The following is a 23,771-nucleotide window of genomic DNA, read 5'->3' on the forward strand; positions in this document are numbered from 1 at the left end:
GCTAAACGTCTGGCGAGTTCAAGGGAGCTTTAAAAATGAAAAAATTGTTGTTGGTAGGTGTTGTTGGTCTGTCCGCTCTGCTGGGTGGTTGCGCAAACACCAGCGAACTGGAAACTTCCGTTCAGAATCTGTCTAACAAAGTTGACCAACTGGCTCAAGATGTTAGCGCAGTTCGTGCTGATCAGTCCAAAATCGCTGCTGATGTTGCCGAAGCCAAGCAAGAAGCTATGCGTGCTAACCAGCGCATCGACAACATGGCTACTTCCTACAAGAAGTAATCCATGCGAAAAAAATGGCGCAGTTTTGCGCCATTTTTTTTTGCCTGAAATTCACCGTATACCCACTATTCCCACAGCATCTTATTCCCACAGTACCTTCTTCGTACTTGACCCATGAGGTCATGCCGGTCTCCCGGCACTCCCCCATCATTACCAGCCAGTTCGATTCCGATCAGTAGAGCAGACTATAGAGTTTGCGACGGTAGCTCTGCGCCGCAGGTGTGCTGCCCATGGTCGCCAGAATATCGAGATAGGTCTTTCTGGCATCGCCGAATGCCAAATCCCGCTTGAGGATCTCCAGCAGCAGTCCCAACGCCTCTTCCTGACGGCCTGCCTGGTTGTATTGCACCGCCAGCTCCTGAGCCAGGGCAAAATCATCAGGCTGTTCTGCATGGCGGGCTTCCAGCGCGCGCAGCTCCGGGCTGTCTGCCGCTTGCAGGGCCAGCGCCAGTCGTGAGCTCAGGGTATGGAAGTGGCCATCCTGCGCCGCCATCGGGATGGTGCCGAGGCGCTCCTGCGCTTCATCCAGCAGGTTGAGGTCGAGCGCAGCCTGAATGAGCCACAGGCTGATGTCGTGACGTTCAGGAGCCAGCTGGTGTGCCTTGGTCAGATGGGCATAGGCGATGCTGGGCTGCTCGTCAGCCAGCGCCTGTTGTCCCTTGGCCAGCAACTCTTCCTCTTCTTTGGGGGCGAAGGCGGAGAAATACTGGCGCAGGGTGGCTTCATCCTGCGGTCCTTCGATGATCCCCTGTTCGTCAGGGCGACCCTGATGGAACAGCACCAATGCGGGCAGGGCGCGCAGGCCGAGCTGGCTGGCCAGCGGCTGCAACTGGGGATCGTTCATATCCACCTTGGCCAGGGTGACCTGCTCATTGGCGGGCCCAACCAGTGATTCGACCAGCGGTGTCATCCCCTGACACTCCGGCATCTGCGGAGCATGGAAATAGATGACGACCGGCTTCTTCATGGACGCATCGATAAGTTCAGCGTGAAAATTCTGGGGAGTAATGTCGACGATCATGAGTTGGACTCTTCAGAAAGGGTGTTGAGTAACATGGGGTTAAGCGAGTGGCAATTCAAGCGCTCATCCAGCCGGTAAAAGGTCACGGGGGCTGCCGTCGCCGCGAGACTGAGCCAGCCGCTGGCAAAGGGCCAATCCTGTACCTGATAAGGGGTGTCATCGAGCCGGTTGTCGAGTCGCCATCCTTCCTCCGGGAGAAACCGCACCTTCTCCAGTCCCGCCGCTATGCCGCCACCGTGGGCTTTCAGTACCGCCTCCTTGCGCGACCAGAGCCGGTAGAAGGCGCTCTCCTGCTCTTGAGCAGGCTGTGCGCAGAGCCACTCATATTCACTCTGTGCATAAAACCGGCGGGCCAGGGGGAGGGGATGATGCCGCCGTTTGCCCAGTTCGATATCCACCCCAAGCGGCCCCTGCGGGCAGAGCGCCAACACCAGCCAGCTGCCACTGTGGCTCAGATTGAACTGCCAAGTATCATCATGCAGTCGCGGCTTGCCGTGGGGGCCGTTGCAAAATTGCAGACTGGCGACAGGTTGTTGCAGCCGCTCGGCCAATAGCTGGCGCAGCAGGGCGCGGCTTACCAGATATTCCTGACGCCGTTCAGGATGGGTCATGGCTTGCCAGATATGCTGCTCATCGGTTGACAACCATTCAGGCAATTGAGCAAGCAGTTCCTGGCATACTCTGGCCGGCTTTAACAAAAAAAGATCGGTTTCGATCATTATTTTTCACTTTAAAAAGGTGCTGAAGCAGGGATAAAAGCCAGTTATCTATGAGAACCAAGGCTCTTTTTGCGATTGTATATTGTTTGGGCATGATCACATTAATTATGAAAAATCGTGCATTTCCTTGCAAAAATGTGAGCTTGATAGGGATTTTCACTTGCCTCGATAGAATTCTTGGATATAGTCGGGTGCTGTTGCCTTATAAATTGCCCTTTGGGGCCGTATTTTAACAAGATTTACTATTTAGCGGGGATAAAGGATTGCGCCACCTGATGCTACTGCTGGTCGCGCTCGGAATGGTGGGTTGTGCCTCGGCACCCCAACCCGAGGTCGCGAGCAAGATCGAAGTTTCCATGGTTGAACCTGTCATCGAACCGGAAGCTTCCCAGACACCCGATGTGAATGAAATCCTGACTGTATATAAAGAGTGGCGTGGTGTTCCGTACCGGATGGGTGGCAGCAGCCAGCGCGGTATCGACTGTTCCGCCTTTGCCCGTGAAGTGTTCCGCAATGCCGTCGGTATCGAATTACCCCGCGATACCCGCTCCCAAGTCCATGAAGGGACGCGCGTTTCCAAGCAGGATCTGGTCGAGGGTGACCTGGTCTTCTTCAAAATCAATCGTCGTCTCAACCACGTTGGTATCTATGTCGGCAATGGTGAATTTATCCATGCCTCGACCCGAGCCGGTGTTACGCGCTCCAAGTTGGATAGCCAATATTGGCGCAACAAGTTCTGGCAAGCTCGCCGGATCGATATCTGAGTCAGGCTGGACAAACGGCTCGCAGTACGGACTGTTTTTCCAACCTCACTTGAACCGGGCTCGATAGCCCGGTTTTTTATTGCCCTCGTTTAGACTTTCCCGAGTCAAATCACTATAGTGTGGGCCCGTTTTCTTCGGCAGGCTCAGCATGAAATCCCGCATCCCATCAGCCGGTGGCCCCAAGTCGGGCGACCGCAAATCCGGACTTCACTCCCGTAATCGCCATCAGGCGGGTTACGACTTTGAGGCGCTCTGCCTGCGAACTCCCGAGTTGGCTGCCCACGTCTTTATCAATGACTACGGCACCCGCACCATCGATTTTGCCAATCCCGATGCAGTGAAGACCCTCAATCGCGCCCTGCTGGCCCATCACTACGGGATTGCCCACTGGGACTTGCCTGCCGGTTACCTCTGCCCGCCTATCCCGGGACGGGTGGACTACCTGCACTGGGCGGCCGACCTGTTGGCTGAGAGCGCAGGCCAGCTCCCTACCGGCAAGGGGGTGAGGGTGCTGGATATCGGGGTGGGGGCAAACTGCATCTATCCGCTGCTGGGTGCCCGCGAATATGGCTGGCGTTTTGTGGGATCGGATATCGATCCGGTCTCGGTCAAGGCGGCCACCCTGCTGGCCAAGAGCAACGGACTCGGCAACCAGATTGAGTGTCGTTTGCAGGGTAACCCCAACCATGTGTTTCGCGGCATCATAGGGCCGAAGGAGCGCTTCGCCCTGACGCTGTGCAATCCGCCGTTCCATGCATCGCTGGAAGAGGCGAGCAAGGGGACGGAGCGCAAGCTGCGCAATCTGGGCAAGGAGGTGACAGGCGCCCCTGTGCTTAATTTTGGCGGCCAGAAGGCCGAGCTCTGGTGCCAAGGGGGCGAGGCGGCGTTTCTGGCCAACATGATTGCCCAGAGCAAGGAGTTTGCCACTCAGTGCCTCTGGTTCAGCTCGCTGGTGTCGAAAAAAGAGAACCTGCCGGGGGCGAAAAAGGCGTTGAGCCGAGTGGGTGCGCGTCAGGTACGGGTGATCGACATGGCGCAGGGCAACAAGGTGAGCCGGATCCTCGCCTGGTCCTTCCTGGATGAAGAGGGATTGCGTAGCGGCTGGTCGAGCGCGCGCTGACTCCCCACCACAAGGCCCGATGAGGGCCTTTTTTCATGATGAGTCCCGCGAGTTTCCCCTGCTGGCGGCATCTTTGGCAATCGATTTCCTCATTGGCAGATCGTGCTGGTTTACATGGTGTAAGTAGTTACTTCCGCCTTGGTACAGGTGTACGCCGAGATTTTTTTGCACTTACAGCTGAAACTTTAATAAAATAGGACTGGTTAGACCTCTTTACAGGCATTGAATCAAATAGGGATCGGTAGATGAAAGTTGTCGATTTTCTGAAGCGCAAGCGCGAAATTCTGGCGCAGCACCCCTTTGAGCTCAAGGATTGGCTCTCTCCGGCGATCCGCGACTACTGGCGTGAGTTTCAGCAAAAGGCACATCTTCACCCTTTGCTGGGGCGTGTACTGGACTTGCAAGCCGAGCCCCAGAGCGAGCAGCAACAGGATGCAGCAACCGTGGCACAAGTAGCCAACGGTCAGCCTGCCGTGGCTCAGGAACCCGCTGTTGAGCTGGGGGCCGAGGCGGCCGAGCTCTATGCCGCCCTGCAGGCCCGCATCGGTGAAGAGACCCATGTCGGCGAGTGGCTGCACGTCAGTCAACAGATGATCGATCAGTTTGCTGCCGTGACCGGGGATCATCAGTGGATCCACACCGATCCGGAGCGCGCGGCCGCCGAGTCGCCTTTCAAGACCACCATCGCCCACGGATTCCTGACCCTGGCGCTGCTGCCGCAGTTGACCGGCTCGGTCGATGAGGCCACCCCCGAGTTCCCGACCGCCCGCATGGTGGTGAACTTCGGGCTGGATCAGGTACGTTTCCCGTACCCCATCAAGGTGGACAGCAACATCCGCGCCCGCACCAAGCTGGCCCGGGTCACCCCCATCAAGGGTGGGCTGGAGCTGCTCAAAGAGATCAAGGTTGAGATCGAAGGGATCCGCCGCCCGGGTTGCGTCATCGAGTCGGTGACCCGCATCTACTTCTGAGCCCCCTCATCGGCATGAATGGTGAAACGGGCCCGCTGTCGTGTGCAACGAACAGCGGGCCCGTTTTTTTGCCTGTTTGTTGCAAGGGTTGAGGCGTCAGCCATAGCGAGCCGACCCCAGCTTGATATGACTCACAAAACGGTGCGCCGTGCAGTTAGCCAGCTCTCATTTTGGTGAGTTGGCCGCGTGAGGCGATAGCATGTTATGCCACTATTGGCTTCTTACTCCCGATCCTGGAGACAATAGTGCCCATCAATAACAAGATTATTCTGCCACTGCTGCTGAGCCTCACCATCCTGCTGATCCCGACCCAATGGATCCCGCTCGAGGGGATCACCGTCATCGAGCAGCGGGTCGTGGCCATTTTCGTGCTGGCCGCCCTCTGCTGGATCCTGGAGCCCATCCCCATCTTCGCCACCTCGGTGCTGATCATCGTGCTGGAGCTGCTGTTGCTCTCCGACAAGGGGCTCTGGTTCATGACTGCCGACAAGGCTGAACCGGGCTTTGGTGAGCTGCTCAAGTCCACCGAGGTGATGGCGACGTTTGCCTCGCCGGTCATCATGCTGTTTCTCGGCGGTTTTTTCCTCGCTATTGCGGCGACCAAATACCATCTGGACGTCAATCTGGCGCGGGTGTTGCTGCGCCCGTTTGGTCAGGATCCCCGGATCGTCATGCTGGGGCTGATGTTGATCACCGCCACCTTCTCCATGTTCATGAGCAATACCGCCACCACCGCCATGATGCTGGCCATCCTTACCCCAGTGCTGGCGGCGTTCCCCGACAAGGACCCGGCCAAAATCGGCTTTGTGCTGGCCATTCCGCTGGCGGCCAACCTCGGCGGGATCGGCACTCCCATCGGCACTCCGCCCAACGCGGTGGCCCTCAAATACCTGACCGGCGAGCATGCCATCTCGTTCGGTCAGTGGATGGGATTTGCGGTGCCCTTTGTGGTATTGCTGTTGCTGCTAGGTTGGTTTCTGCTGGGGCGCTTCTTCCCGAGCACCCTCAAGCGGATGGATCTCAAGATTGAGGGGCGCTTTATGCAGACCCCTCGCGCCTGGGTGGTCTACCTCACTTTTATCACCACCATAGTGCTCTGGCTACTGGGGGATCTGCACGGCATGAGCTCCTACGTGGTCGCCATGATCCCGGTGGCGGTGTTCCTGACCACCGGCATCATCACCAAGGACGATCTGCACAAGATCTCCCTCGACGTGCTCTGGCTGGTCTCGGGCGGTATCGCGTTGGGGTTGGCGCTGGAGGACTCAGGTCTGGCCGAGCGGCTCATCACCCATATTCCGTTCCACGAGTACTCTACGCTGGCGGTGCTGGTCGGCGCCTGCCTGCTGGCGGTGGTGATGGCCAACTTCATGTCCAACACCGCGACCGCCAACCTGCTGCTGCCACTGGTGGCAGCACTGGCGGTCAGCATGCCGGAGCTGGCCGAGTGGGGTGGCAGTCACACCCTGATCCTGGCGGTCACCATTTCGGTTTCGCTCGGGATGTCGTTGCCCATCAGTACTCCCCCCAATGCGCTGGCCCACGCCACCGGTCTGGTGGAGAGTCACCAGATGGTGCGCATCGGCATCATCATGGGGTTGGTCGGTACCCTGTTGGCGATGGTATGGATCTACCAGATTGCCGCCTGGGGATTGATCTGAGCGTGACGGGGAGCCATCACTATCCGTGGAGAGGTGTCCGTTTGCCGAGCCAATAGAGGGAAGAACTCGTCGAGCGCCTAACCGTGCATTGGTCATGCTCTAATTCCCCAATGTGAAAAAATCCGAAGTCGGTTGAAATGGCTTCGGATTTTTATTTGTGCATCTCGGCTGACAGAAATGCTGTTCTAAGTCGAAGTGCAATCAGGCGTAATCCTGATTGATGGCATGTAAGACCATTCCCCGGTCATCTGGGGGGGCGTGAGTTAATGCGGCTCGATCACCCGATCATAGGATTTCAAGGTCAGTGAGCGGCACGGCGCAGCAGGCAAGGATCTTGCCCTCCGCCCGCTCGGCGGCGGTGATGGCGGGGGCATCGGGGTGATCCACCTCGCCCGAGATCAGCGTCTGTTTGCAACTGCCGCAGATGCCGGCGCGGCAGCTCCATGGCAGCTCTACACCTTGCTTGTTGGCCTGATCCAGCACTGTGCCCTGATTGTTGCCGGTAAAGGCTTGGGCGCCGATATGCAGTTGTACCGCCTGATGGGGGCGGGCCACCGAGAGAATGGCGCCGCCAAAACTCTCCTGTCTGATCCGCGCGGCCGGAACGCCGAGGGCCGCAACTTTGGCGGCAGTATCGGCCATAAAGCCGTGGGGGCCGCAGATAAAGACCTCTTTTTCGGCCAGCCCTTTGACCAGTTGCAGATGCTCATCATTGAGCCGCCCTTGCAGCCCCTGCCAGTGATTGTCCGGCTGGCTCAGGATCAGGGTGAGGGTCATCCCCTGTTGCGCCATGGCATGCAGTTCGCTGGCGGCGGGAATGTTCGCTTCGCTGCGGCACAGGTGCATAAAGTGAACCTCTTCCAGCTCCCCGCGTAGCGCCAGGGTGCGGGCTATCGCCAGCATGGGGGTGACGCCGGAGCCTGCGGAGAGCAACAGGAGGTTGCGCTCGTGGCCCATATGAAACTCGCCGGCGGGGTTGGCGGCCAGCAGCCGATCACCCACCTGCAACTGCTGGTGCAGCCAGTGGGAGATGCGGCCACCCTCCACCTTTTTGACGCTGATGCCGTAACGCTCCGGGTGATCTGGTGTGGAGCTCAGGGTATAGCGCCGCAGGATCCGTTCATTTTTGATATCGAGACTGATGGGCAGATGCTGGCCCGGCAGGTAGTCGGGCAGAGGTTCGCCATCGGCTGCTTCGAACCAGAAGGTCTCCAGATCCCGCGCCAGCGGTTCACGGGCCACGCAGACCAGCTCCCGCTTCTTCGGTGCGGCGGCGGGATAGACCACCGGACGGGTGCGCTCTAGTACCTCGATCTCGCTGCCAGCCTCAATCCACCCCTCGTTCAGGGCGATCAGGTTCTGGCCGAAGTAGACCTCACCATCCTCGCCACGGCGGTAGCGGGTGAGGGTGGCCAGCGGCTCTTTCAGGGCGTTGAAGCGATCGGTGCCTGCTTCCACCGTGGTCATGATGCAGCGGCTGCAGGGCTTGACCACTTTAAATTCCACTTCGCCGATGCGGATACGCACCCAGCTGTCCTCCTCGAAGGGCTGGGTATTGCTTGCCACCAGATTGGTGCGGAACTGGCTCATCTGGTGCAGCGCATCGGAGCGCAGATTGAGATCCTCCAGAGAGGCCTGGCTTATCAGCAGCAGCGGATAACCGTCGGCAAAGCTGACCCGGGTGCCGGTCTTTTCGCGAAAACGATCCGAGGTTTCACCCAGCCAGAGCAGTTGCACCGTCTCCCCTGCCACCCGGCTTAGCCATCCATCGGCTTTGGGGTCGGTGTGCAGGGCGGTGAAGCGGTCGCTCCAGACTCCGGTAGCTTGCGGGGCACGGCTGAAGTCGACCTCTTGCAGGGTGAGCGGTTCAAAGCCCGGATAGCGCAGTTGCAAGCCTCCTTCGATGGGGGTGGCCACGACCTGTTGCAGCTGGGGATGGGTACGGGCGGTGATAAAGGTGCCGTCCGGTTTCACCACCATGTAGCGGCGATCCCCTGCCAGTCCCTCTTCGGTCACCCGGGCGCGAGCCAGCGGCATACCTGCAGTCGATTTGATGGGGTAGAGGTGAATGCTGTCTAGCCTGGGCATCTTCATATCCTTGTGACGCGGCGTGATCGCCTGGAAAAAATGGAACATAACGGTTCCCCGGCGATCCGGCAATCCTTTCAAGGGGGCGGTCTATAGTTGGGAAAACAGAACAAGAGGGCATCGGGATGAAAATAAGCTGGTTGCTGGCGGGGAGCCTTTTTTGCCACGGGCTCTGGGCGCAGGAGCTGACCCTGACCACGGGAGAGTATCCCCCTTACTGCTCCGAGACGCTGAAATATCAGGGGCTTATCCCTCATGTGGTGAGCGAGGCATTCAGGAGTGAAGGGGTGAGCGTCAAGTTCCAGTTTCTTCCCTGGAAGCGGGCCTTTCGCTTGTCGGAGGAGGGGGTGGTGGATGGCACAGTCCACTGGTATGAGTCGAGCGAGCGGCGCAAAACCCATCTCTATAGCGATCCCATCCTGAGCGAAACCTACGTCTGGTTCTATCTCAAGTCCGATCCGCTGGAATGGCGTGGCTATCAGGATCTGGCGGATCGCAAGCTGGCTGCGGTCAGTGGCTATACCTACAATGCAGATTTTTTTGCAGCCATCGCGCAGGTGCCGCTGCAGGTGCAGTTCGTCACCCGGCTGCGCCAGAGCTTCGATCTGCTGCTCTCCGGCCGCGCCGACCTGACCCTGGAGAACATCGATGTCGGCTACTACTCCCTGCGTCAGTTCTACCCGGCCAGCACGGTCGATCTCTTTGCAACCCATTCAAAACCCGTGATGAAAGTTGAAGGCCACCTGCTGATCAGCCGCAAGCGTGCCAACGCTGACGAGCTGATCAAAACCTTCAATCGGGGGCTCGCCAAACTGAAAGCCAGCGGTCAGCTGGAGAAGATGTTACTTGAGTCACGTTCTGGTCTCTATGAACCATAAAGTGCAACATTTTTTGATCCTGATTCGCTAATCAGTACAAAAAAACGGCCATTATCGACTCAGTTCCCAGTTTCTAACGCTTTCGCTTCTTCCCCATCCGGCCACCGTCCGCTTCGGCTACACGGTATCAAGCGCCATCGGGTGGGGCCTGTCACACAAAAAGAAGAAAGCAATGTATGAGCAAACAACTGGACATGACCCCATTGCCGGATCTCTCCCTGAAAACGGGAACAGGCCCGGTGCGTACCCGGCTACCCGTCTGGCGGCCGGCCCTGCCACCCTGCAATCACGCCTGCCCGGCCGGAGAAAATATCCAGGCCTGGCTCTCTTTGGCGCAGGCCGGCCGTTTTGAGGCGGCTTGGCAGACCCTGATCGAAGAGAACCCCTTGCCCGCCATTCATGGTCGGGTCTGCTATCACCCCTGCGAGAGCGCCTGCAACCGCGGGCAGGTGGATGAATCTGTCTCCATCCACGCCATCGAACGCTTCCTCGGCGACGAGGCGCTGGCCCGTGGCTGGCTGCCTGCGCCACCTGCCCCTGCCAGCGGCAAGAAGGTGCTGGTGATCGGTGCCGGTCCCTCCGGCCTCTCCTGCGCCTGGCACCTCAACCGACTCGGTCATCAGGTGGAGATCCGCGAGGCGGGGCCGCTGGCGGGCGGCATGCTGCGCTTCGGTATTCCCGCTTACCGTCTGCCCCGCGATGTGCTGGATCGGGAGGTAGCCCGCATCGTGGCGGCCGGGGTGACCCTGACCCTCAACCACAAGGTGGAGGATGTGCTGCGCGAGCGCGATGAGGGGAGCTTTGACGCCGTCTTTATGGCCATCGGCGCCCATCTGGCCAAGCGGGTCGATATTCCGGCCCGGGAAGCGGGCAAGATCCTCGATGCGGTGAGTTTCCTCGAACAGGCGAGTCTGGCCGAAGAGAAAGGCTTGCCGCCGCCCAAACTGGGACGGCGGGTGGCCATCTACGGCGGCGGCAATACCGCCATGGACGCGGCCCGTACCGCCCGCCGCCTCGGGGTCGAGGAGGCGATGATCATCTACCGCCGCGACCGCGACCATATGCCGGCCCACGCCTTCGAAGCCGATGAGGCCGAGGAGGAGGGGATCAAGATCAACTGGCTGCGCACTATCCGCCAGCTCGATAGCACCAGCATCGAAGTGGAGGTGATGGCGCTGGATGCCGAGGGAAAACCGGTGCCCACCGGCAAGTTTGAAACCCTCGAAGCGGATTCCCTTATTCTGGCGCTCGGTCAGGAAGTTGATTTGAGCGTGCTGGAGAGCATTCCCGGCGTGCGGGTCAACAAGGAGGGGGTGGTACAGGTTGGCGAGAACCTGATGACGGATGTGCCGGGTCTGTTTGCCGGTGGCGACATGGTGCCCTCCGAGCGCACCGTCACCATTGCCACCGGCCACGGCAAGAAGGCGGCGCGCCATATGGATGCCTGGCTGCGCGGTCGCCACTACCACAAGCCGCTCTCCTACCCGCTGGTGGGGCCGGAGCAGTTGCAGCTCTGGTTCCAGACCCATGCGCCCGCCAGCAGCCAGCCGGTCAAACCGCCCTCGGCGCGGGACGACTTTGGCGAGATCATCGGCGGGCTGGACGAGACCGCGGCCCGCTATGAGGCGGCGCGCTGCTACTCCTGCGGCAACTGCTTTGAGTGTGACGGCTGCTATGGCAGCTGCCCCGAGCAGGCCATCGCCAAGTTGGGGCCGGGTCTGGGGTATCAGGTGGATGCCGAGTGCTGCACCGGCTGCGGTGCCTGCCACGACCAGTGTCCCTGCCACGCCATCGAGCTGCGCCAACCGGAGGAGTCCCAATGAAACATGAACTGATCATGGTTGACGGCAACGAAGCCGCGGCCCGGGTGGCGTACCAGCTGAGTGAAGTGTGTGCCATCTACCCCATTACCCCGAGCTCGACCATGGCCGAACTGGCCGATGCCTGGGCGGCAGAAGGGCACACCAACCTGTGGGGCAACATTCCCACTGTGGTGGAGATGCAGAGTGAAGGGGGGGCGGCCGGCACGGTACACGGCGCCCTGCAGGCGGGGGCGCTCGCCACCACCTTCACCGCCAGTCAGGGGCTGATGCTGATGCTGCCCAACATGTACAAGATCGCCGGTGAACTGACTTCGGCGGTGTTCCATGTGGCGGCCCGTTCGCTCGCGGCGCAGGGGCTGTCGATCTTTGGCGACCATCAGGATGTGATGGCGGCGCGCAGCACCGGCTTTGCCATGCTCGCCTCCGGCTCGGTGCAGGAGGCGCAGGACTTGGCCTTGGTCGCCCACAGCGTCACCCTGCAGTGCCGGGTGCCCTTTATCCACTTCTTCGACGGGTTCCGTACCTCCCACGAGGTGAACAAGATAGTCGCGTTGCACAAAGATGAGATCCGGGCCCTTATCGACAACGACTGGGTGCGGGCCCACCGTGCCCGGGCCCTCAACCCGGATCATCCGGTGATGCGTGGCACGGCCCAGAACCCGGATACCTATTTCCAGTCCCGCGAGAGCGTCAACCCCTTCTACGAGGCGGTACCGGCGCGGGTGCAGCAGTGCATGGACAACCTCGGCGAGCTGACCGGCCGCCACTACCGGCTGGTGGAGTATCACGGCGCGCCCGATGCCACCGATGTCATCGTGCTGATGGGCTCGGGAGCGGCCACCGCCCGCACCACTGTGGATTGGCTCAATCGGCAGGATCGCAAGACCGGGGTAATGGTCATTCGCCTCTATCGTCCCTTCCCGGTACAGGCGCTGCTTGATGCGCTACCGCAGAGCGTGCGGCGCATGGCGGTGCTGGATCGCACCAAGGAGCCGGGGGCCGGTGGCGAGCCGTTGCTGCTGGATGTGCAGAGCGCCCTTATCGATGGCTTGCAGCGCGGCCTTATCAAGCGGCTGCCCTGGCTCAGTGGCGGTCGCTATGGCCTCTCTTCCAAAGAGTTCACCCCCGCCATGTGCGCGGCGGTGTTCGAGGAGCTGGCATCCGATGCGCCGCGCCCCCGCTTTACCGTGGGGATTGTCGATGATGTGTCGGGCCTCAGTCTGGCATGGCACCCCATAGGCGATCTGGAGCCCGCCAGTCGGGTGCGGGCGCTCTTCTTCGGCCTCGGTGCCGACGGCACAGTCGGCGCCAACAAGAACAGCATCAAGATCATCGGCGAGCTGGAGGGGTTCCACGCTCAGGGCTACTTCGTCTACGACTCCAAGAAGTCGGGCTCGCGCACCGTCTCCCACCTGCGCTTTGGCCCCGAGCCCATCGATGCCCCCTGGCTTATCGAGCAGGCGAGCTTTATCGGTTGCCACCAGTGGGGCTTTGTCGAGTCGGTCGATCTGCTGGAGCATGCCGCCGAAGGGGCGACCCTGCTGCTCAATGCTCCCTATGAGCCTGAGCAGGTCTGGGCCGAGCTGCCCGAGCGGCTGCGTGCCCGTATTCGCGCCCTCGATATCCGCCTCTACTGCATCGATGGGGATCGGGTGGCCGAGCGCAACGGTATGGGCAATCGCATCAACACCATCATGCAGACCTGCTTCTTCGCGTTGGCTGGCATCTTGCCGCGGGATGAGGCGATTGCGCTGATCAAGGAGAGCATTGAGAAGAGCTATGCCCGCAAGGGGCCCGAAGTGGTCGAGCGTAACTTCGCGGCGGTGGACGACACCCTGGCCCACCTCCATCAGGTGGCCATCCCGGCCGGTGAGGAGCAGATCAGCGACTATCCGCTGCCATTGGCGCCGGGTGGCAGCGAGTTTGTCCAGCGGGTCACCGGCGAGATGCTGGCAGGGCGCGGCGATCTGATCCCCGTCTCCATGCTGCCGGTGGATGGCACTTACCCCACTGCCACCAGCCGCTTCGAGAAGCGGGATATCGCCCGCGAGATCCCGATTTGGCATTCGGATATCTGCATCCAGTGCGGCAACTGCGTCTTTGTTTGCCCCCACGCGGCGCTGCGGGCCAAGTTCTACCATCAGGACTGGCTGGCGACCGCCCCCGAGGCGGCGCAGTCGGTGCCCGTCACCGCCAAGGGCTTCCCCGACAGTCGCTACACCTTGCAGCTCTATCCGGAAGATTGCACCGGCTGCGGCCAGTGCGTGCAGGCCTGTCCGGTGCGGGCTGGAGCGGATGAGAGCCATGAAGGCGAGCGCGCCATCGCCATGATGGACAAGGCGCCGCATTTGGCTGGCCAGAAACAGGCGCTGCGCTGGTTCGAGAGCCTGCCGTGGCCTGCCCGCGAGCGGGTGGACTTCTCCACGGTGCGCGGCACCCAGTTCCTCGAACCCCTGTTCGAGTTCTCCGGTGCCTGCGCCGGCTGTGGCGAGACCCCCTATCTCAAGCTGCTGACCCAGCTGTTTGGCGATCGCATGCTGGTGGCCAACGCCACCGGTTGCTCCTCCATCTACGGCGGCAACCTGCCGACCACGCCGTGGGCCAAGAACGGGGAAGGGAAGGGGCCGGCCTGGTCCAACTCCCTGTTCGAGGACAACGCCGAGTTCGGCTTTGGTTTTCGTCTCACCGCCGACCAGCATCACGGTCAGGCGGTGGCGGCCCTCGAAGCGATGAAGGGGGAGTTGGGTGAGGCATTGGTCGAGTCGCTTATCAACGCCCCGCAGCGGCTGGAGTCGGAGATCCGCGCCCAGCGGGGCCGAGTGGCCCAAGTGCGCGAGCGGCTGGAAGAGGTGAAATCCGGCAAGGCCCGCGAGCTGCTGTCACTCATCGATCAGCTGGTGCGCCGCTCGGTCTGGATCATCGGCGGCGATGGTTGGGCCTATGACATCGGCTCGGCGGGGCTCGATCATGTGCTCGCCTCCGGCCGCGATGTGAACGTGCTGGTGATGGATACCGAGGTCTACTCCAACACTGGCGGCCAGATGTCGAAATCGACCCCGCTCGGTGCCGTCGCCAAGTTCGCGGCGGGAGGCAAGACGCTGGCCAAGAAGGATGTGGCGTTGCAGGCCATCTCCTACGGCAACGTCTATGTTGCCCGCATCGCCTTTGGTGCCAACCCGCAGCAGGCGCTACAAGCCTTGCGTGAGGCTGAGGCCTATCCGGGGCCGTCGCTGATCATCGCCTACAGCCACTGTATCGCCCACGGTATCGATATGGAGTTTGGCCTGACCCAGCAAAAACGGGCCGTGGCCTCTGGTCACTGGCCGCTGATGCGCTACAACCCGGTATTGCGCAGATCGGGGCAGAACCCCTTCAGCCTCGACAGCTTGCGCCCCTCCATTCCCCTTGCCACATATCGCCAAGAGGAGACCCGTTATCGGGTGCTGGCCCAAAGCCATCCGGAGGAGGCCGAACGGCTGATGCAGGTGGCGCAAAAAGTGGCGTGGCAGAAGTGGGCCACCTACGAGGAGATGGCCACCCGTGAGGCCAGCCATTTCCATCCGCCGGTGTGATGGTGAAGTGAGTGAAATATAACCAAGCGGGCCAATGGCCCGCTTTTTTGTATCGAGAATCGTGAGGTGTCTTTAGATAGAACAACTCTATAGCAAGGTTTGCTCTATTATCTTGTAACTATTAGATTGCAATATATCTTAGATATCACAAATATGTGAGGTGGCACAGAGAAAAACATATGAAAGGATAATATTCTGCAAAATTGTTTGTTTTAAATGGCAACTTATCAACATGGAGGTTAATTTTAGAATGTCTAATAATAAGATACCTTTTGGTTTGAGAAACGGTGTTTTAGTAGAGGTTTCAGAAGTGAAATCTGGGCTTGCTTGTGGTTGTATATGTCCATCTTGCCATGGGAAATTACAGGCGAATAAAGGACAAAAAGTTTCACATTACTTTTCTCATGATCCATCCAATGCAACTAAAACAACGAAGGTGTGTGAGTCAGCTTTTGAAACATCAATTCATTTAATGGCCAAACAAATTCTAAGTGAAGAAGGTGTTTCAAAATTTCCCAAGCTATCAGTAACAGTCACCCAAAAGGATAAACTTGGGAATTCTCATGAAGAAACGTGTATGGTAACTGAAGAATCATTAATGAACTTTAGTCATGTAAAGTTAGAACAACAATTGAGTGTTATCAGACCTGATATAATTGCCTATAACGGTTCAACTCCTTATCTAATTGAAATTGCAGTAACACACTTTGTGGATAATGAGAAACTGAAATGGATTAGGGCGAATGAAATGTATGCAATTGAAATTGACTTATCTAAGGTGACTTATACAACGACGAAAGAGGCTCTAAAGCAATTGATTGTTGAAAACGTAGCCAATAAAAAATGGCTGTCTAATCCAGAAGCCTATGCAAAGAAGTCTGAACTAAAAATAAAATTAGATGAAAGAGTGAGGGGGATTAATAAAGGCATTGATGAGGCTAAGTTGAAAAATAAAATTTCCAGTCATATTGATGTCTTAGTACCTCAGAAAAAGAATGTGACTTCTGGCTATGATAATAAAACTAAAAATATAAAAGAGTCTGATCCTAGGTGGTTTTTATGTGAGGCGTGTCGCCATGTATTCAAAGTGGCGTTAAAGGATGCGCCATACACAATAAAAAGCATCCCATGTCCAGAGTGTGAACATGCTGTCTCAGCTAGATAAAAATGTTGTGAATATGAAATAGTCAGATTTTTTATTAGTGCTGGGTAAGTTGAAAATTGTGCTGTGTCCATAGCTAGTTATGAAGAAAGGCTAGCGTTCTGTGGGGTTGGCCAAGAAAAAACATTGAGAAAATATAACGTCCCTAACGTAATGATATGTTGTTGTCTTGGCAGCATTTATTTATCCGCAGGTTAAGGCTTCCTTTTCTTGCCAAGGCAGGTAAGCTGCGGGGCACATAGCGTCAAGCAGGAGAAGGGACGATGACAGAACAAGATATCGCCAGGACGATCGGTATTCTGGGGGCGGGGTGGCTCGGGCTGCCGCTGGCGCGAGCCCTGCTGGCGGCAGGCAAGCAGGTAGCTGTCACGGTCAGCAGCACCGAGAAGGCGGCCCGTCTGCAGGGGGAGGGGATCAACGCCCATCCGCTGACCATCTCTGCCAACATGGGCTCTGCCGAGATGTCCGTCTCTGCTCAAAAAAAGCAGTGGCCCATCCCCTGCGAGAGTCTGGTGATCTGCGTACCACCCAGCAAGACCGATGACTACCCGCAAGCGGTAGCAAAGGCCTGCGCGTTGGCCAAAGCGCACGGCACCCGGCGGGTGCTGTTTGTCAGCGCCACCTCGGTATGGGGCGCAGGGCAGCAGGAGGGGGAAGAACCCCAACCCCGCCATGCCCGTGGCGAGCGGATGCTGGCAGCGGAGCAGGCGGTGCTGGCGGCCGGTTTCGAGGCGGTGATGATAGTGCGCCCCTCCGGCCTTTATGGCCCGGATCGCCATCCCGGCCGTTTCCTTGCGGGCAAGACTCTCGATGGCGGCGCTCAGTCGGTCAATCTGGTCCATCTGGACGATGTGGTGGCGGCTTGTATGTTGCTGCTGGAGCGGGGCAAGGACGGGGATGTTTTCAACCTGAGCGCACCTGTGCATCCGCGCCGCGAGCAGTTTTACCCCTTTGCTGCGCGCCAGCAGGGGCTGCCCGCGCCGGTCTTTATCGAGCCTGCCGGTGAATTTCAGCCCATCGATGGTCAGCTGATTTGCCAGCAGATGGGATTCAACTATCGCTGGCCCGATCCGGCCCACTGGTTTGCCGAGCTTGCCGCCTCGGGCAATTGAGGTTTGCCAAGGGGGTGATCGCCCCCTATCATGCCGCCATCCATGAGAGAGAGGCGGTAATGATGGTAGATACAAAACGTCACCCCGATGGGGAGTTGTTGCTGAGAACCCTGGCAATGCCAGCCGATACCAACCCCAATGGCGACATCTTTGGTGGCTGGATCATGTCCCAGATGGATATAGGTGGGGGCATTATGGCCAAGGAGCTGGCAAAAGGACGTATTTGTACCGTATCCGTCGAAGGCATGACCTTCCACAGTCCGGTCAAGGTGGGTGATGTGGTCTGCTGCTACGGCCGCTGCATGAAGATCGGCCGCAGCTCCATGAAGCTCAAGCTGGAGGTGTGGGTCAAGCCGGTACTGCGGGAAAACGATGCCCAGCGTTACTGTGTGACCGAGGGGATCTTCACCTATGTCGCCATCGACGAGCAGGGCAAATCCCGCCCGGTTCCGGTGAGTGCCTGATTAAATCAGCCGGGCATTGATGATGGATATTTCCTGCTCAAGCCCGGTTTTTTGCCGTATCATGCGTTCCAGCATCTCTTCCGAGCCCACATATTGCAGGGTGTCGAACAGGCAGAGATCGCATTGAGGGTCCCGTCTTATCTGGTAGACGGTGGACAGCTCCACTTGATGACAATTTCCTTGTTGATCATAAAACGTCACGTTGTACCGAAGTTCTTTCGCCATGAGACAGCGTCCTTCTGGTTGGGTGGAACAGGGACTATCAGCTTAGTCGGCGTGGATGACGTTTGTGATGGTCGCAACAAAAAGCAAAGGCGGGCGGTTGTTAGCCAATGAAAAATAGTTATCGCATTCTTGGCACCTCCCTGCTGACCTTGGGGTTGGTAGGTTGTTTTGAGGTGCCGGATCAGAACCATCTGGTCACAGCTCAAGGGATTGTGCCGGGACTCGACTGCCAGAGTCCGCCGCTGGTAGCGTTGGCGACCACGGCGCTGCCCCGTGAATTCGGGGTGACGGTGTGGAATCTCTACAAGGGCCAGCGCAAGAACTGGCGCGAAGGGATGGACAGTTACGCCAAGGGGCAGGATCTGGTGCTGCTGCAAGAGTCGGCCACTCGTCCCGAGATGCTCGACTGGCTGCGCGCCGGTGATTTCCAGTGGCAACAGCTGCAAGCCTTCACCCAGGGCGGCGTGTCGTTCGGGGTGATGACGGTGGCCAAGACTCCGCAGGCGTTCGTCTGTGGCGTGCGCTCTCCCGAGCCTTTGCTGCGCATCCCCAAATCCGGGCTGGTGAGCCTCTATCCGCTGCAGGGCGATCCTGACGGCGTGATGGTCATCAATATCCATGCGGTTAATTTCGAGCTGGGGATGGCTACCTTCCGCGAGCAGCTCAACGATTTGACTGCCTTGGTGCGCCGCCATCAGGGGCCGGTTATTCTGGCCGGTGATTTCAACACCTGGAGCGACAAACGTCAGTTCTGGTTAAGCAAATTGGTGGACGAGCTGGGCCTGCAAGAGGCCGTGCCGGTGCCTGACTTGCGCCGCACCGCCTTCGGCCGCCCGCTGGATCACCTCTACTACCGCAATCTGGACCTGGTTGAGGTGAGTTCACCGGCGACCGACAGTTCGGATCACAACCCCATCATTGCGCGCTTTGCCGCCCAGTCTGTGACTCCCTGACAAGAGATGGTGCGAGTTCCGCTCATAAAAAAATCCGGCGCCTGATGGCGCCGGATTTTTTACGCTCTGGCGGTCAACCCGCTCGGGATGACCCGCAGGCACATTACTGGTAGAGACCCAGATTCGCTTTGGCGTAGGCTTCGAAATCGGTGCAGCCACCGATGTGCTGCTCATCCAGGAAGATCTGCGGCACGGTATTGACCGGCTTGCCGGCGCTCTTGGCCAGATCTTCTTTGGTGATGCCTTCGGCATGGATATCCACGTAGCGGAATTTGAAGTCATCGCGCTGTTCGGTCAGCTGCTCGGCGATCTGTACGGCACGGACACAGTAGGGGCAACCCGGGCGACCAAAAATCACTGCAAACATATTTTCTCTCCGTTTTTTAAGCCGTTTTTGTATGGCCGTTGATATGAGGCAGGCAACAGCATAGCCCTGCCTCGTGGCGACTTGAAGCCGAAATTATCGATACCGTGATTCGAGTGTGCCTATTGGCTCAGCTCTCATCGGCGATCTGGATCGGCTGCTGCTGATAGATGCTCTCCAGCACCCCCTTCTCGAAGACAGTCCAGGGCCACGGCGCCTTGCTGGCACGGTAGCGCTCATGGGTGGCCGGATCTTGGGACAGGCCGCGCTGGAACATCACGAACGCCTTGCGCTGGCCGCCTGCCGTGTCGATAAAGCCCACCAGATTGGAGGTGCCGGTGATGGTGCCGGTCTTGGCATGGACCTTGTTCTTCATCATGGGGGCGGTGACGCTGCGCCGCCACGCCAGGGTGCCATCCACCTGAGAGCTTGGCAGCAGCTTGATTAGGCCAAGTTCGGCATCATTTTTTTGGATGAAGTCCAGCACCGACATCATCTGACGGGCGCTGATGAGATTGTGAGCGGAGAGACCGGAGCCGTCTGCCAGAGTGGCGTTGCCCAGATCGATGCCGTTCTTGGTCAGGATGGCGCGTACCGCCATGGTGCCGCTGCGATAGCTGCCCGGCTTGTTGTAGTAGTGACGGCCCACGGTTTTGAGGAAGGTATCGGCGTAGAGGTTGTCCGATTTCTTCAGCATCTTGGCGAGCATCACCGGCAGGGAGACCGAGTAGTGGGTGCCGAGGGTCTCTGCCCCTTCAGGGGCCTTGTGGGTGACCCGCAGCAAGCCATCATGCTTGATACCGGCACGGTTCATCGCCCAGCGGATGTTGTCCCAGCCCCAAGCCTCCACGTCGTGAATGGCGAAACGCAGACCCTGCGGCTCCTTGTTCGGGGTGATGCAGCCCTTGAGCTCGTAGAAGTTGCCCTTGGCCATGTCCACTTCCAGTGCGCAGAACTGGCGCGCCATGTCGCCATAGCTCATCACTTCCACGTTGTCGGCACCGATGCCGATGGGGACGCCGGTAGCCACATTGCCCACCGCCGGTTTGCCAATCTGGGTGGCAGTGATGGTGCCGTAGGCGCAGTTCTTGTCGATGATGACCGAGGAGACAGGAGCGGCGAAGCAGAGGGTCTGATCCCCCCACGACCAGCCGTTGCCGCGTTCGTAGCCGTTGTAGGCGCCGGTGTTGACGTAGACATTGCCCTTGATGCTGGTGACGCCGAGCTGCTTGAACAGGGCCAGCAGATCCATGCGGGAGAGGGTGGGGTCGCCGACGAAGTTGATCCAGATATCGCCGTTGATGGTGTCACCCTGTTTGGCACCGGGTTGGGCCTGAATGTCGGTGGCGAAGCGGAAATCGGCACCCAGCTCGAGGCGGGCCGCCAGCGCGGTGAGCACCTTCATGGTTGAGGCGGGGGCGATCATCTGATCGGCGTGACGGGCGAACTCGACGCCGTTATTGCCCTGCACCATGATGGCGTACTGGCCACCCTGAGGGGGCGTCAGCGGGGCGGCATGAGCCGCCAGAGAAGAAAAGAGAGCACAAAAACCAATCAACAGCCGCTGCATAACATCCTCTAACGTGACGAAGGGCCCGGCAGTGGTGCCGACCCTGATAATTCAACCCGCCGATGCGGGATCGACGGGATAACGCAATTCATGCCATGTATGCCGGTCGCCATCATGTCATCGAGTTGGCGGTGCGATAGCGACCCTCATAATCAAAAATTTTCTCTTTTATCTGCCAGAAGCGACCCGATTTGCGGGCGATGACAAAATCCGGATGACGGAACTGGCTTTGCGCGGCCAGCACGCTCGCCAGGGTGGCAAATTCGGGCTCCAGCCCCGGGGCGGGCCAATGATGACGCACAAAGTGCTGTTGAAACAAGCGCCGTGCGCCCGGGGAGTGAAATCCGAAGTATTCGCTGAGGGTCAGGCCATCCTCATCGTGGTAGGTCACCTCCAGCCGCTCCCCCTGTTTGCCGCGCCCGGCTGTGAGGGTTAGCCCGGCGCAGCGGATCACCATGCAATCCTTGAGATTGAGCGCCTCTTTTAGCTTGTCGTCAGGGTCCACCAGCAGCTGATCGCAGCTCTGGCAGCGGCGGGCGGCGATGTCGTTCTCCGCGCCGCAACCGGGGCAGATCTTGGCGCGAAAGCGGTAGTCACACTCTTCACGGTTGCCCTCATCATCTTCGAACAGCCCCTGACAGCGGCGGCCGTAGTGCTCGATCACCTTGCCATCCTCGTCGGTCTTGCCCCAGAAGGTGTTGGCAAAACCGCAGGCGGGGCAGGGCACCTGTACCGGCTCGGTACCGGCGTGGGGGCGGGGCTCCCCCACTTCGGGGGCGAACAGATTGAAGTTGTTGCCCGCATAGTCGAGCACCAGACAATCGCTCTTGCCCGGCGAGAGGCGCAGGCCCCGCCCGACGATCTGCTGGTAGAGGGAGACCGACTCGGTGGGCCTGAGCATCACGATAAGATCGACATGGGGGGCGTCGAAGCCGGTGGTGAGTACCGCCACGTTGACCAGAAACTTGAGCTCCCGTGCCTTGAAGGCGCTGATAAGGGCATCGCGCTCCGGCCCCGGCGTCTCGCCGGTGATAAGGGCCGCCTGCTGGCCTCGGGCGCCAAGCAGGCCGTGAATTTCGCGGGCATGTTCGACGGTGGCGGCGAAGATCATCACCCCCTGCCGGTCGGCGGCATACTCCAGCACCTGACTCAGGATATGGGGGGTGACCCGCTGCTGGCGCTTGAGCTCACCGTTGAGATCCGCCTCGCTAAAGAGGCCGTTCTCCCGCGGTACCAGCTTGCTGAAGTCGTAGTGGACGATGGGGGCATCCACCATGCGCGGCGGCGTCAGGTAGCCGTTTTTCACCATAAAACGCAAGGGCAGCTCGAACACGCAATCGCCAAACAGCCGCTCGCCGTGGCTCTTGACCATGCCGTGGTAGTGGCGCCGGTAGATCCAGCCCAGCCCGAGCCGATAAGGGGTGGCGGTGAGACCGAGGATCTTGAGGGCCGGATTGGCGGCCTTGAGGTGGTCGATCACCTGATGGTACTGGCTGTCATCATCGAGCGAGACCCGATGGCACTCGTCGATGATCAGCAGCGAAAACGCCCCGTCGAAGGCCGCCAGATTGCGGGCGACCGACTGCACCGAGCCGAACACCACCTGGGCGCTTGCCTCCTTGCGATCCAGCCCTGCGGCGAAGATGTCGGCCTTGAGCCCCCACGCCTCGTACTTGCCGTGGTTCTGCTCCACCAGCTCCTTGACGTGGGCCAGCACCAGCACCCGACCGCGCGCCTTGCGGGCCAGTTCGGCGATCACCAGACTCTTGCCTGCCCCGGTGGGCAGTACCACCACGGCGGGATCCGGGTGTTTGCGAAAGTGGCTGATCACGGCGTTGACGGCGTCGGTCTGATAGGGTCTGAGAACGAACATGAGGGCGTGGCGTTTTGGCATGGTACGGCGCAGGGTGGCGCCATTATAGGGTGCTTGCCGCCACAAAAACAGCGGGCCGGCATGATGCCGACCCGCAGGGTGCTTGGTTGCTGATCAATGGAACGGGAAGATGTAGTTCATCCAGCTTGCCATGCGCAGCAGCACTTTGCGCATCACAGATACATGGTGGAAGTACTGGGTGTAGACCGCAGCCTGCCCGCTGGCACCGGCAATCATCTGATACTTGGCCCACTCGGGGTCGGTAATGGAGATGACTACCGGCAGGCGACCCGGACGCACCGCCGTGGTCTGATCCAGCAGACCGGCGTTGGCCTGCACGTTACCGGCGGCAATGGCCGGAACCACGGCGGTCACCTTGCCTTTGAAGATTTTGCCGGGTACGCCATCGATCACCACTTCGGCCTCATCGCCCACCGCCAGTCGCTGCATGCTGTTCTGCCAGAACCAGCCGACGTAGGCGGTGTCATCCTTGTGGATGAAGGTCATCACCGGACGATACATGAAGGGGGTGGCGATCATGCCGGGGCGTAGGGCCAACTGCACCACATGACCATCGCTCGGGGCATAGACCACGGTTTGGGACTGCTGGTACTTGGCTTCCATCAGCTGGGCTTGCAGATCGTTCAGGGTGGCTTTCTGCTGGTCAATCTGGGCCACGATGTCATCCATGTTGGCCTGGGTGACGTCGAGGTCGCGCTGCTTGCCCACGCCACGGCGCATCAGGTCGCTGGCGCGATCCCGATCCAGCCTGGCGGAGCGCAGTCTCGCCTCGATGGACTTGAGGTGCTCGCGGTTGGATTCGACCCGTGCGGTGAGGCTCTCCACTTTCAGGCGGAACGGTTCGTCATCGAGGCGAAACAGCACGTCGCCTTTTTTCACCGGCTGGTTGGCCTGCACCGGAACCTCAACGACCCGGCCCTTGACCAGCGGCACTATGGGGGTGGAGACGTAGTAGTTGCGCGCCATCTCTGAGTAGGGGTGGTTGTAGTTCATCAGCATGATCAGGGTGCCGATGAGCAGCACGCCACCCAGTGCTGCGGTGGGGACGGTCCACTTGTTGAGCGGGATGCGGAAGATTTTGAAGATGGCGACACACAGCGCCGTGTAGGTCAGGATCAGTAGCAGGTCCATG

At 59.4% G+C, this 23,771-nt stretch carries 20 protein-coding genes; 12 read left to right on the forward strand and 8 right to left on the reverse strand.

Going from position 1 to position 23,771, the window contains the following annotated elements:
• Nucleotides 1-35: 35 nt before the first annotated feature.
• Nucleotides 36-278 (forward strand): Lpp/OprI family alanine-zipper lipoprotein, encoded by a 243-nt coding sequence (locus ACB042_RS00890; protein ID WP_005334342.1) that lies wholly within the window; start codon nucleotides 36-38, stop codon nucleotides 276-278.
• A gap of 172 nt (nucleotides 279-450) precedes the next feature.
• Here the strand turns inward: ACB042_RS00890 and ACB042_RS00895 are convergent, their stop codons facing one another.
• Nucleotides 451-1,299: a tetratricopeptide repeat protein gene (locus ACB042_RS00895; protein WP_371177589.1), complete on the reverse strand. Its 849-nt coding sequence runs from the start codon at nucleotides 1,297-1,299 to the stop codon at nucleotides 451-453.
• On the reverse strand, nucleotides 1,296-2,018 hold the full coding sequence (locus tag ACB042_RS00900) for a 4'-phosphopantetheinyl transferase superfamily protein (RefSeq protein ID WP_371177590.1): 723 nt from the start codon (nucleotides 2,016-2,018) through the stop codon (nucleotides 1,296-1,298). Before ACB042_RS00900 ends, ACB042_RS00895 begins: the two co-directional genes overlap by 4 nt.
• A 275-nt stretch (nucleotides 2,019-2,293) precedes the next feature.
• On the opposite strand from ACB042_RS00900, the gene ACB042_RS00905 reads away from it, so the two are divergent.
• The 4 genes from ACB042_RS00905 (at nucleotide 2,294) to ACB042_RS00920 (ending at nucleotide 6,534) form a co-directional block, all read left to right on the forward strand.
• Nucleotides 2,294-2,782, forward strand: a complete 489-nt coding sequence (locus tag ACB042_RS00905; protein WP_005334331.1) for a C40 family peptidase — start codon at nucleotides 2,294-2,296, stop codon at nucleotides 2,780-2,782.
• A gap of 148 nt (nucleotides 2,783-2,930) precedes the next feature.
• Nucleotides 2,931-3,902, forward strand: a complete 972-nt coding sequence (gene rlmF / locus ACB042_RS00910; RefSeq protein ID WP_335830298.1) for a 23S rRNA (adenine(1618)-N(6))-methyltransferase RlmF — start codon at nucleotides 2,931-2,933, stop codon at nucleotides 3,900-3,902.
• A 245-nt stretch (nucleotides 3,903-4,147) separates the two neighbouring features.
• Nucleotides 4,148-4,873 (forward strand): MaoC family dehydratase, encoded by a 726-nt coding sequence (locus ACB042_RS00915; protein ID WP_058059927.1) that lies wholly within the window; start codon nucleotides 4,148-4,150, stop codon nucleotides 4,871-4,873.
• 245 nt (nucleotides 4,874-5,118) lie between these two features.
• On the forward strand, nucleotides 5,119-6,534 hold the full coding sequence (locus ACB042_RS00920; RefSeq protein WP_371177591.1) for a DASS family sodium-coupled anion symporter: 1,416 nt from the start codon (nucleotides 5,119-5,121) through the stop codon (nucleotides 6,532-6,534).
• Between the two features lie 285 nt (nucleotides 6,535-6,819).
• On the opposite strand, the gene ACB042_RS00925 is transcribed toward ACB042_RS00920, so the two are convergent.
• Entirely contained in the window at nucleotides 6,820-8,670 is a 1,851-nt protein-coding gene (locus ACB042_RS00925) for an MOSC N-terminal beta barrel domain-containing protein (RefSeq protein WP_371177592.1), read from the reverse strand.
• A 77-nt stretch (nucleotides 8,671-8,747) separates the two neighbouring features.
• Between ACB042_RS00925 and ACB042_RS00930 the strand changes: the two genes are divergently transcribed.
• From ACB042_RS00930 to yciA, 6 genes are all read left to right on the forward strand, one after another.
• Nucleotides 8,748-9,500: an ABC transporter substrate-binding protein gene (locus ACB042_RS00930; RefSeq protein WP_021231119.1), complete on the forward strand. Its 753-nt coding sequence runs from the start codon at nucleotides 8,748-8,750 to the stop codon at nucleotides 9,498-9,500.
• A 176-nt stretch (nucleotides 9,501-9,676) separates the two neighbouring features.
• Nucleotides 9,677-11,323, forward strand: coding sequence for an NAD(P)-binding protein (locus ACB042_RS00935; RefSeq protein ID WP_371177593.1), 1,647 nt, complete (start codon nucleotides 9,677-9,679; stop codon nucleotides 11,321-11,323).
• Nucleotides 11,320-14,895, forward strand: coding sequence for a pyruvate:ferredoxin (flavodoxin) oxidoreductase (gene nifJ / locus ACB042_RS00940; RefSeq protein ID WP_371177594.1), 3,576 nt, complete (start codon nucleotides 11,320-11,322; stop codon nucleotides 14,893-14,895). The genes ACB042_RS00935 and nifJ overlap by 4 nt, the downstream gene beginning before the upstream one ends.
• A 250-nt stretch (nucleotides 14,896-15,145) precedes the next feature.
• On the forward strand, nucleotides 15,146-16,060 hold the full coding sequence (locus ACB042_RS00945; RefSeq protein ID WP_371177595.1) for a hypothetical protein: 915 nt from the start codon (nucleotides 15,146-15,148) through the stop codon (nucleotides 16,058-16,060).
• Nucleotides 16,061-16,320: 260 nt separating this feature from the next.
• Nucleotides 16,321-17,169 carry an NAD-dependent epimerase/dehydratase family protein gene (locus ACB042_RS00950; RefSeq protein WP_371177596.1) on the forward strand — a complete coding sequence of 283 codons (849 nt, stop codon included), beginning with the start codon at nucleotides 16,321-16,323 and terminating at the stop codon, nucleotides 17,167-17,169.
• Between the two features lie 59 nt (nucleotides 17,170-17,228).
• Nucleotides 17,229-17,633, forward strand: coding sequence for an acyl-CoA thioester hydrolase YciA (gene yciA, locus ACB042_RS00955; protein ID WP_005337875.1), 405 nt, complete (start codon nucleotides 17,229-17,231; stop codon nucleotides 17,631-17,633).
• On the opposite strand, the gene ACB042_RS00960 is transcribed toward yciA, so the two are convergent.
• A complete protein-coding gene (locus ACB042_RS00960; protein ID WP_005344394.1) occupies nucleotides 17,634-17,858 on the reverse strand; it encodes a hypothetical protein in 225 nt (74 codons plus the stop codon). It abuts the gene before it with no gap.
• 107 nt (nucleotides 17,859-17,965) lie between these two features.
• Here ACB042_RS00960 and ACB042_RS00965 point away from each other — a divergent pair, with 107 nt between their 5' ends.
• Nucleotides 17,966-18,811: an endonuclease/exonuclease/phosphatase family protein gene (locus tag ACB042_RS00965; RefSeq protein ID WP_371177597.1), complete on the forward strand. Its 846-nt coding sequence runs from the start codon at nucleotides 17,966-17,968 to the stop codon at nucleotides 18,809-18,811.
• A 103-nt stretch (nucleotides 18,812-18,914) separates the two neighbouring features.
• On the opposite strand, the gene ACB042_RS00970 is transcribed toward ACB042_RS00965, so the two are convergent.
• The 4 genes from ACB042_RS00970 to ACB042_RS00985 form a co-directional block, all read right to left on the reverse strand.
• A complete protein-coding gene (locus ACB042_RS00970) occupies nucleotides 18,915-19,211 on the reverse strand; it encodes a GrxA family glutaredoxin (RefSeq protein ID WP_224970215.1) in 297 nt (98 codons plus the stop codon).
• Nucleotides 19,212-19,305: 94 nt separating this feature from the next.
• Complete coding sequence (dacB, locus tag ACB042_RS00975; RefSeq protein ID WP_265773326.1) at nucleotides 19,306-20,745, reverse strand: D-alanyl-D-alanine carboxypeptidase/D-alanyl-D-alanine-endopeptidase; 1,440 nt, start codon at nucleotides 20,743-20,745, stop codon at nucleotides 19,306-19,308.
• A 112-nt stretch (nucleotides 20,746-20,857) separates the two neighbouring features.
• Nucleotides 20,858-22,618, reverse strand: coding sequence for a DEAD/DEAH box helicase (locus ACB042_RS00980; protein WP_371177598.1), 1,761 nt, complete (start codon nucleotides 22,616-22,618; stop codon nucleotides 20,858-20,860).
• A gap of 114 nt (nucleotides 22,619-22,732) precedes the next feature.
• The gene (locus tag ACB042_RS00985) at nucleotides 22,733-23,770 is read right to left on the reverse strand and encodes an HlyD family secretion protein (RefSeq protein WP_158113220.1); all 1,038 of its coding nucleotides are present in this window, start codon (nucleotides 23,768-23,770) and stop codon (nucleotides 22,733-22,735) included.
• Nucleotide 23,771 lies beyond the last annotated feature (1 nt).

It is taken from the genome of Aeromonas sp. S13(2024) (assembly GCF_041402405.1).
Classification (GTDB): Bacteria; Pseudomonadota; Gammaproteobacteria; order Enterobacterales; family Aeromonadaceae; genus Aeromonas; species Aeromonas veronii.

Coding starts and splice junctions, on each gene's coding strand:
- ACB042_RS00890 (WP_005334342.1), top strand. CDS start 36: ATGAAAAAATTGTTGTTGGTAGGTGTTGTTGGTCTGTCCGCTCTGCTG.
- ACB042_RS00895 (WP_371177589.1), bottom strand. CDS start 1,299: ATGATCGTCGACATTACTCCCCAGAATTTTCACGCTGAACTTATCGAT.
- ACB042_RS00900 (WP_371177590.1), bottom strand. CDS start 2,018: ATGATCGAAACCGATCTTTTTTTGTTAAAGCCGGCCAGAGTATGCCAG.
- ACB042_RS00905 (WP_005334331.1), top strand. CDS start 2,294: ATGCTACTGCTGGTCGCGCTCGGAATGGTGGGTTGTGCCTCGGCACCC.
- rlmF (WP_335830298.1), top strand. CDS start 2,931: ATGAAATCCCGCATCCCATCAGCCGGTGGCCCCAAGTCGGGCGACCGC.
- ACB042_RS00915 (WP_058059927.1), top strand. CDS start 4,148: ATGAAAGTTGTCGATTTTCTGAAGCGCAAGCGCGAAATTCTGGCGCAG.
- ACB042_RS00925 (WP_371177592.1), bottom strand. CDS start 8,670: ATGTTCCATTTTTTCCAGGCGATCACGCCGCGTCACAAGGATATGAAG.
- ACB042_RS00930 (WP_021231119.1), top strand. CDS start 8,748: ATGAAAATAAGCTGGTTGCTGGCGGGGAGCCTTTTTTGCCACGGGCTC.
- ACB042_RS00935 (WP_371177593.1), top strand. CDS start 9,677: ATGAGCAAACAACTGGACATGACCCCATTGCCGGATCTCTCCCTGAAA.
- nifJ (WP_371177594.1), top strand. CDS start 11,320: ATGAAACATGAACTGATCATGGTTGACGGCAACGAAGCCGCGGCCCGG.
- ACB042_RS00945 (WP_371177595.1), top strand. CDS start 15,146: ATGTCTAATAATAAGATACCTTTTGGTTTGAGAAACGGTGTTTTAGTA.
- ACB042_RS00950 (WP_371177596.1), top strand. CDS start 16,321: ATGACAGAACAAGATATCGCCAGGACGATCGGTATTCTGGGGGCGGGG.
- yciA (WP_005337875.1), top strand. CDS start 17,229: ATGATGGTAGATACAAAACGTCACCCCGATGGGGAGTTGTTGCTGAGA.
- ACB042_RS00960 (WP_005344394.1), bottom strand. CDS start 17,858: ATGGCGAAAGAACTTCGGTACAACGTGACGTTTTATGATCAACAAGGA.
- ACB042_RS00965 (WP_371177597.1), top strand. CDS start 17,966: ATGAAAAATAGTTATCGCATTCTTGGCACCTCCCTGCTGACCTTGGGG.
- dacB (WP_265773326.1), bottom strand. CDS start 20,745: ATGCAGCGGCTGTTGATTGGTTTTTGTGCTCTCTTTTCTTCTCTGGCG.
- ACB042_RS00980 (WP_371177598.1), bottom strand. CDS start 22,618: ATGTTCGTTCTCAGACCCTATCAGACCGACGCCGTCAACGCCGTGATC.
- ACB042_RS00985 (WP_158113220.1), bottom strand. CDS start 23,770: ATGGACCTGCTACTGATCCTGACCTACACGGCGCTGTGTGTCGCCATC.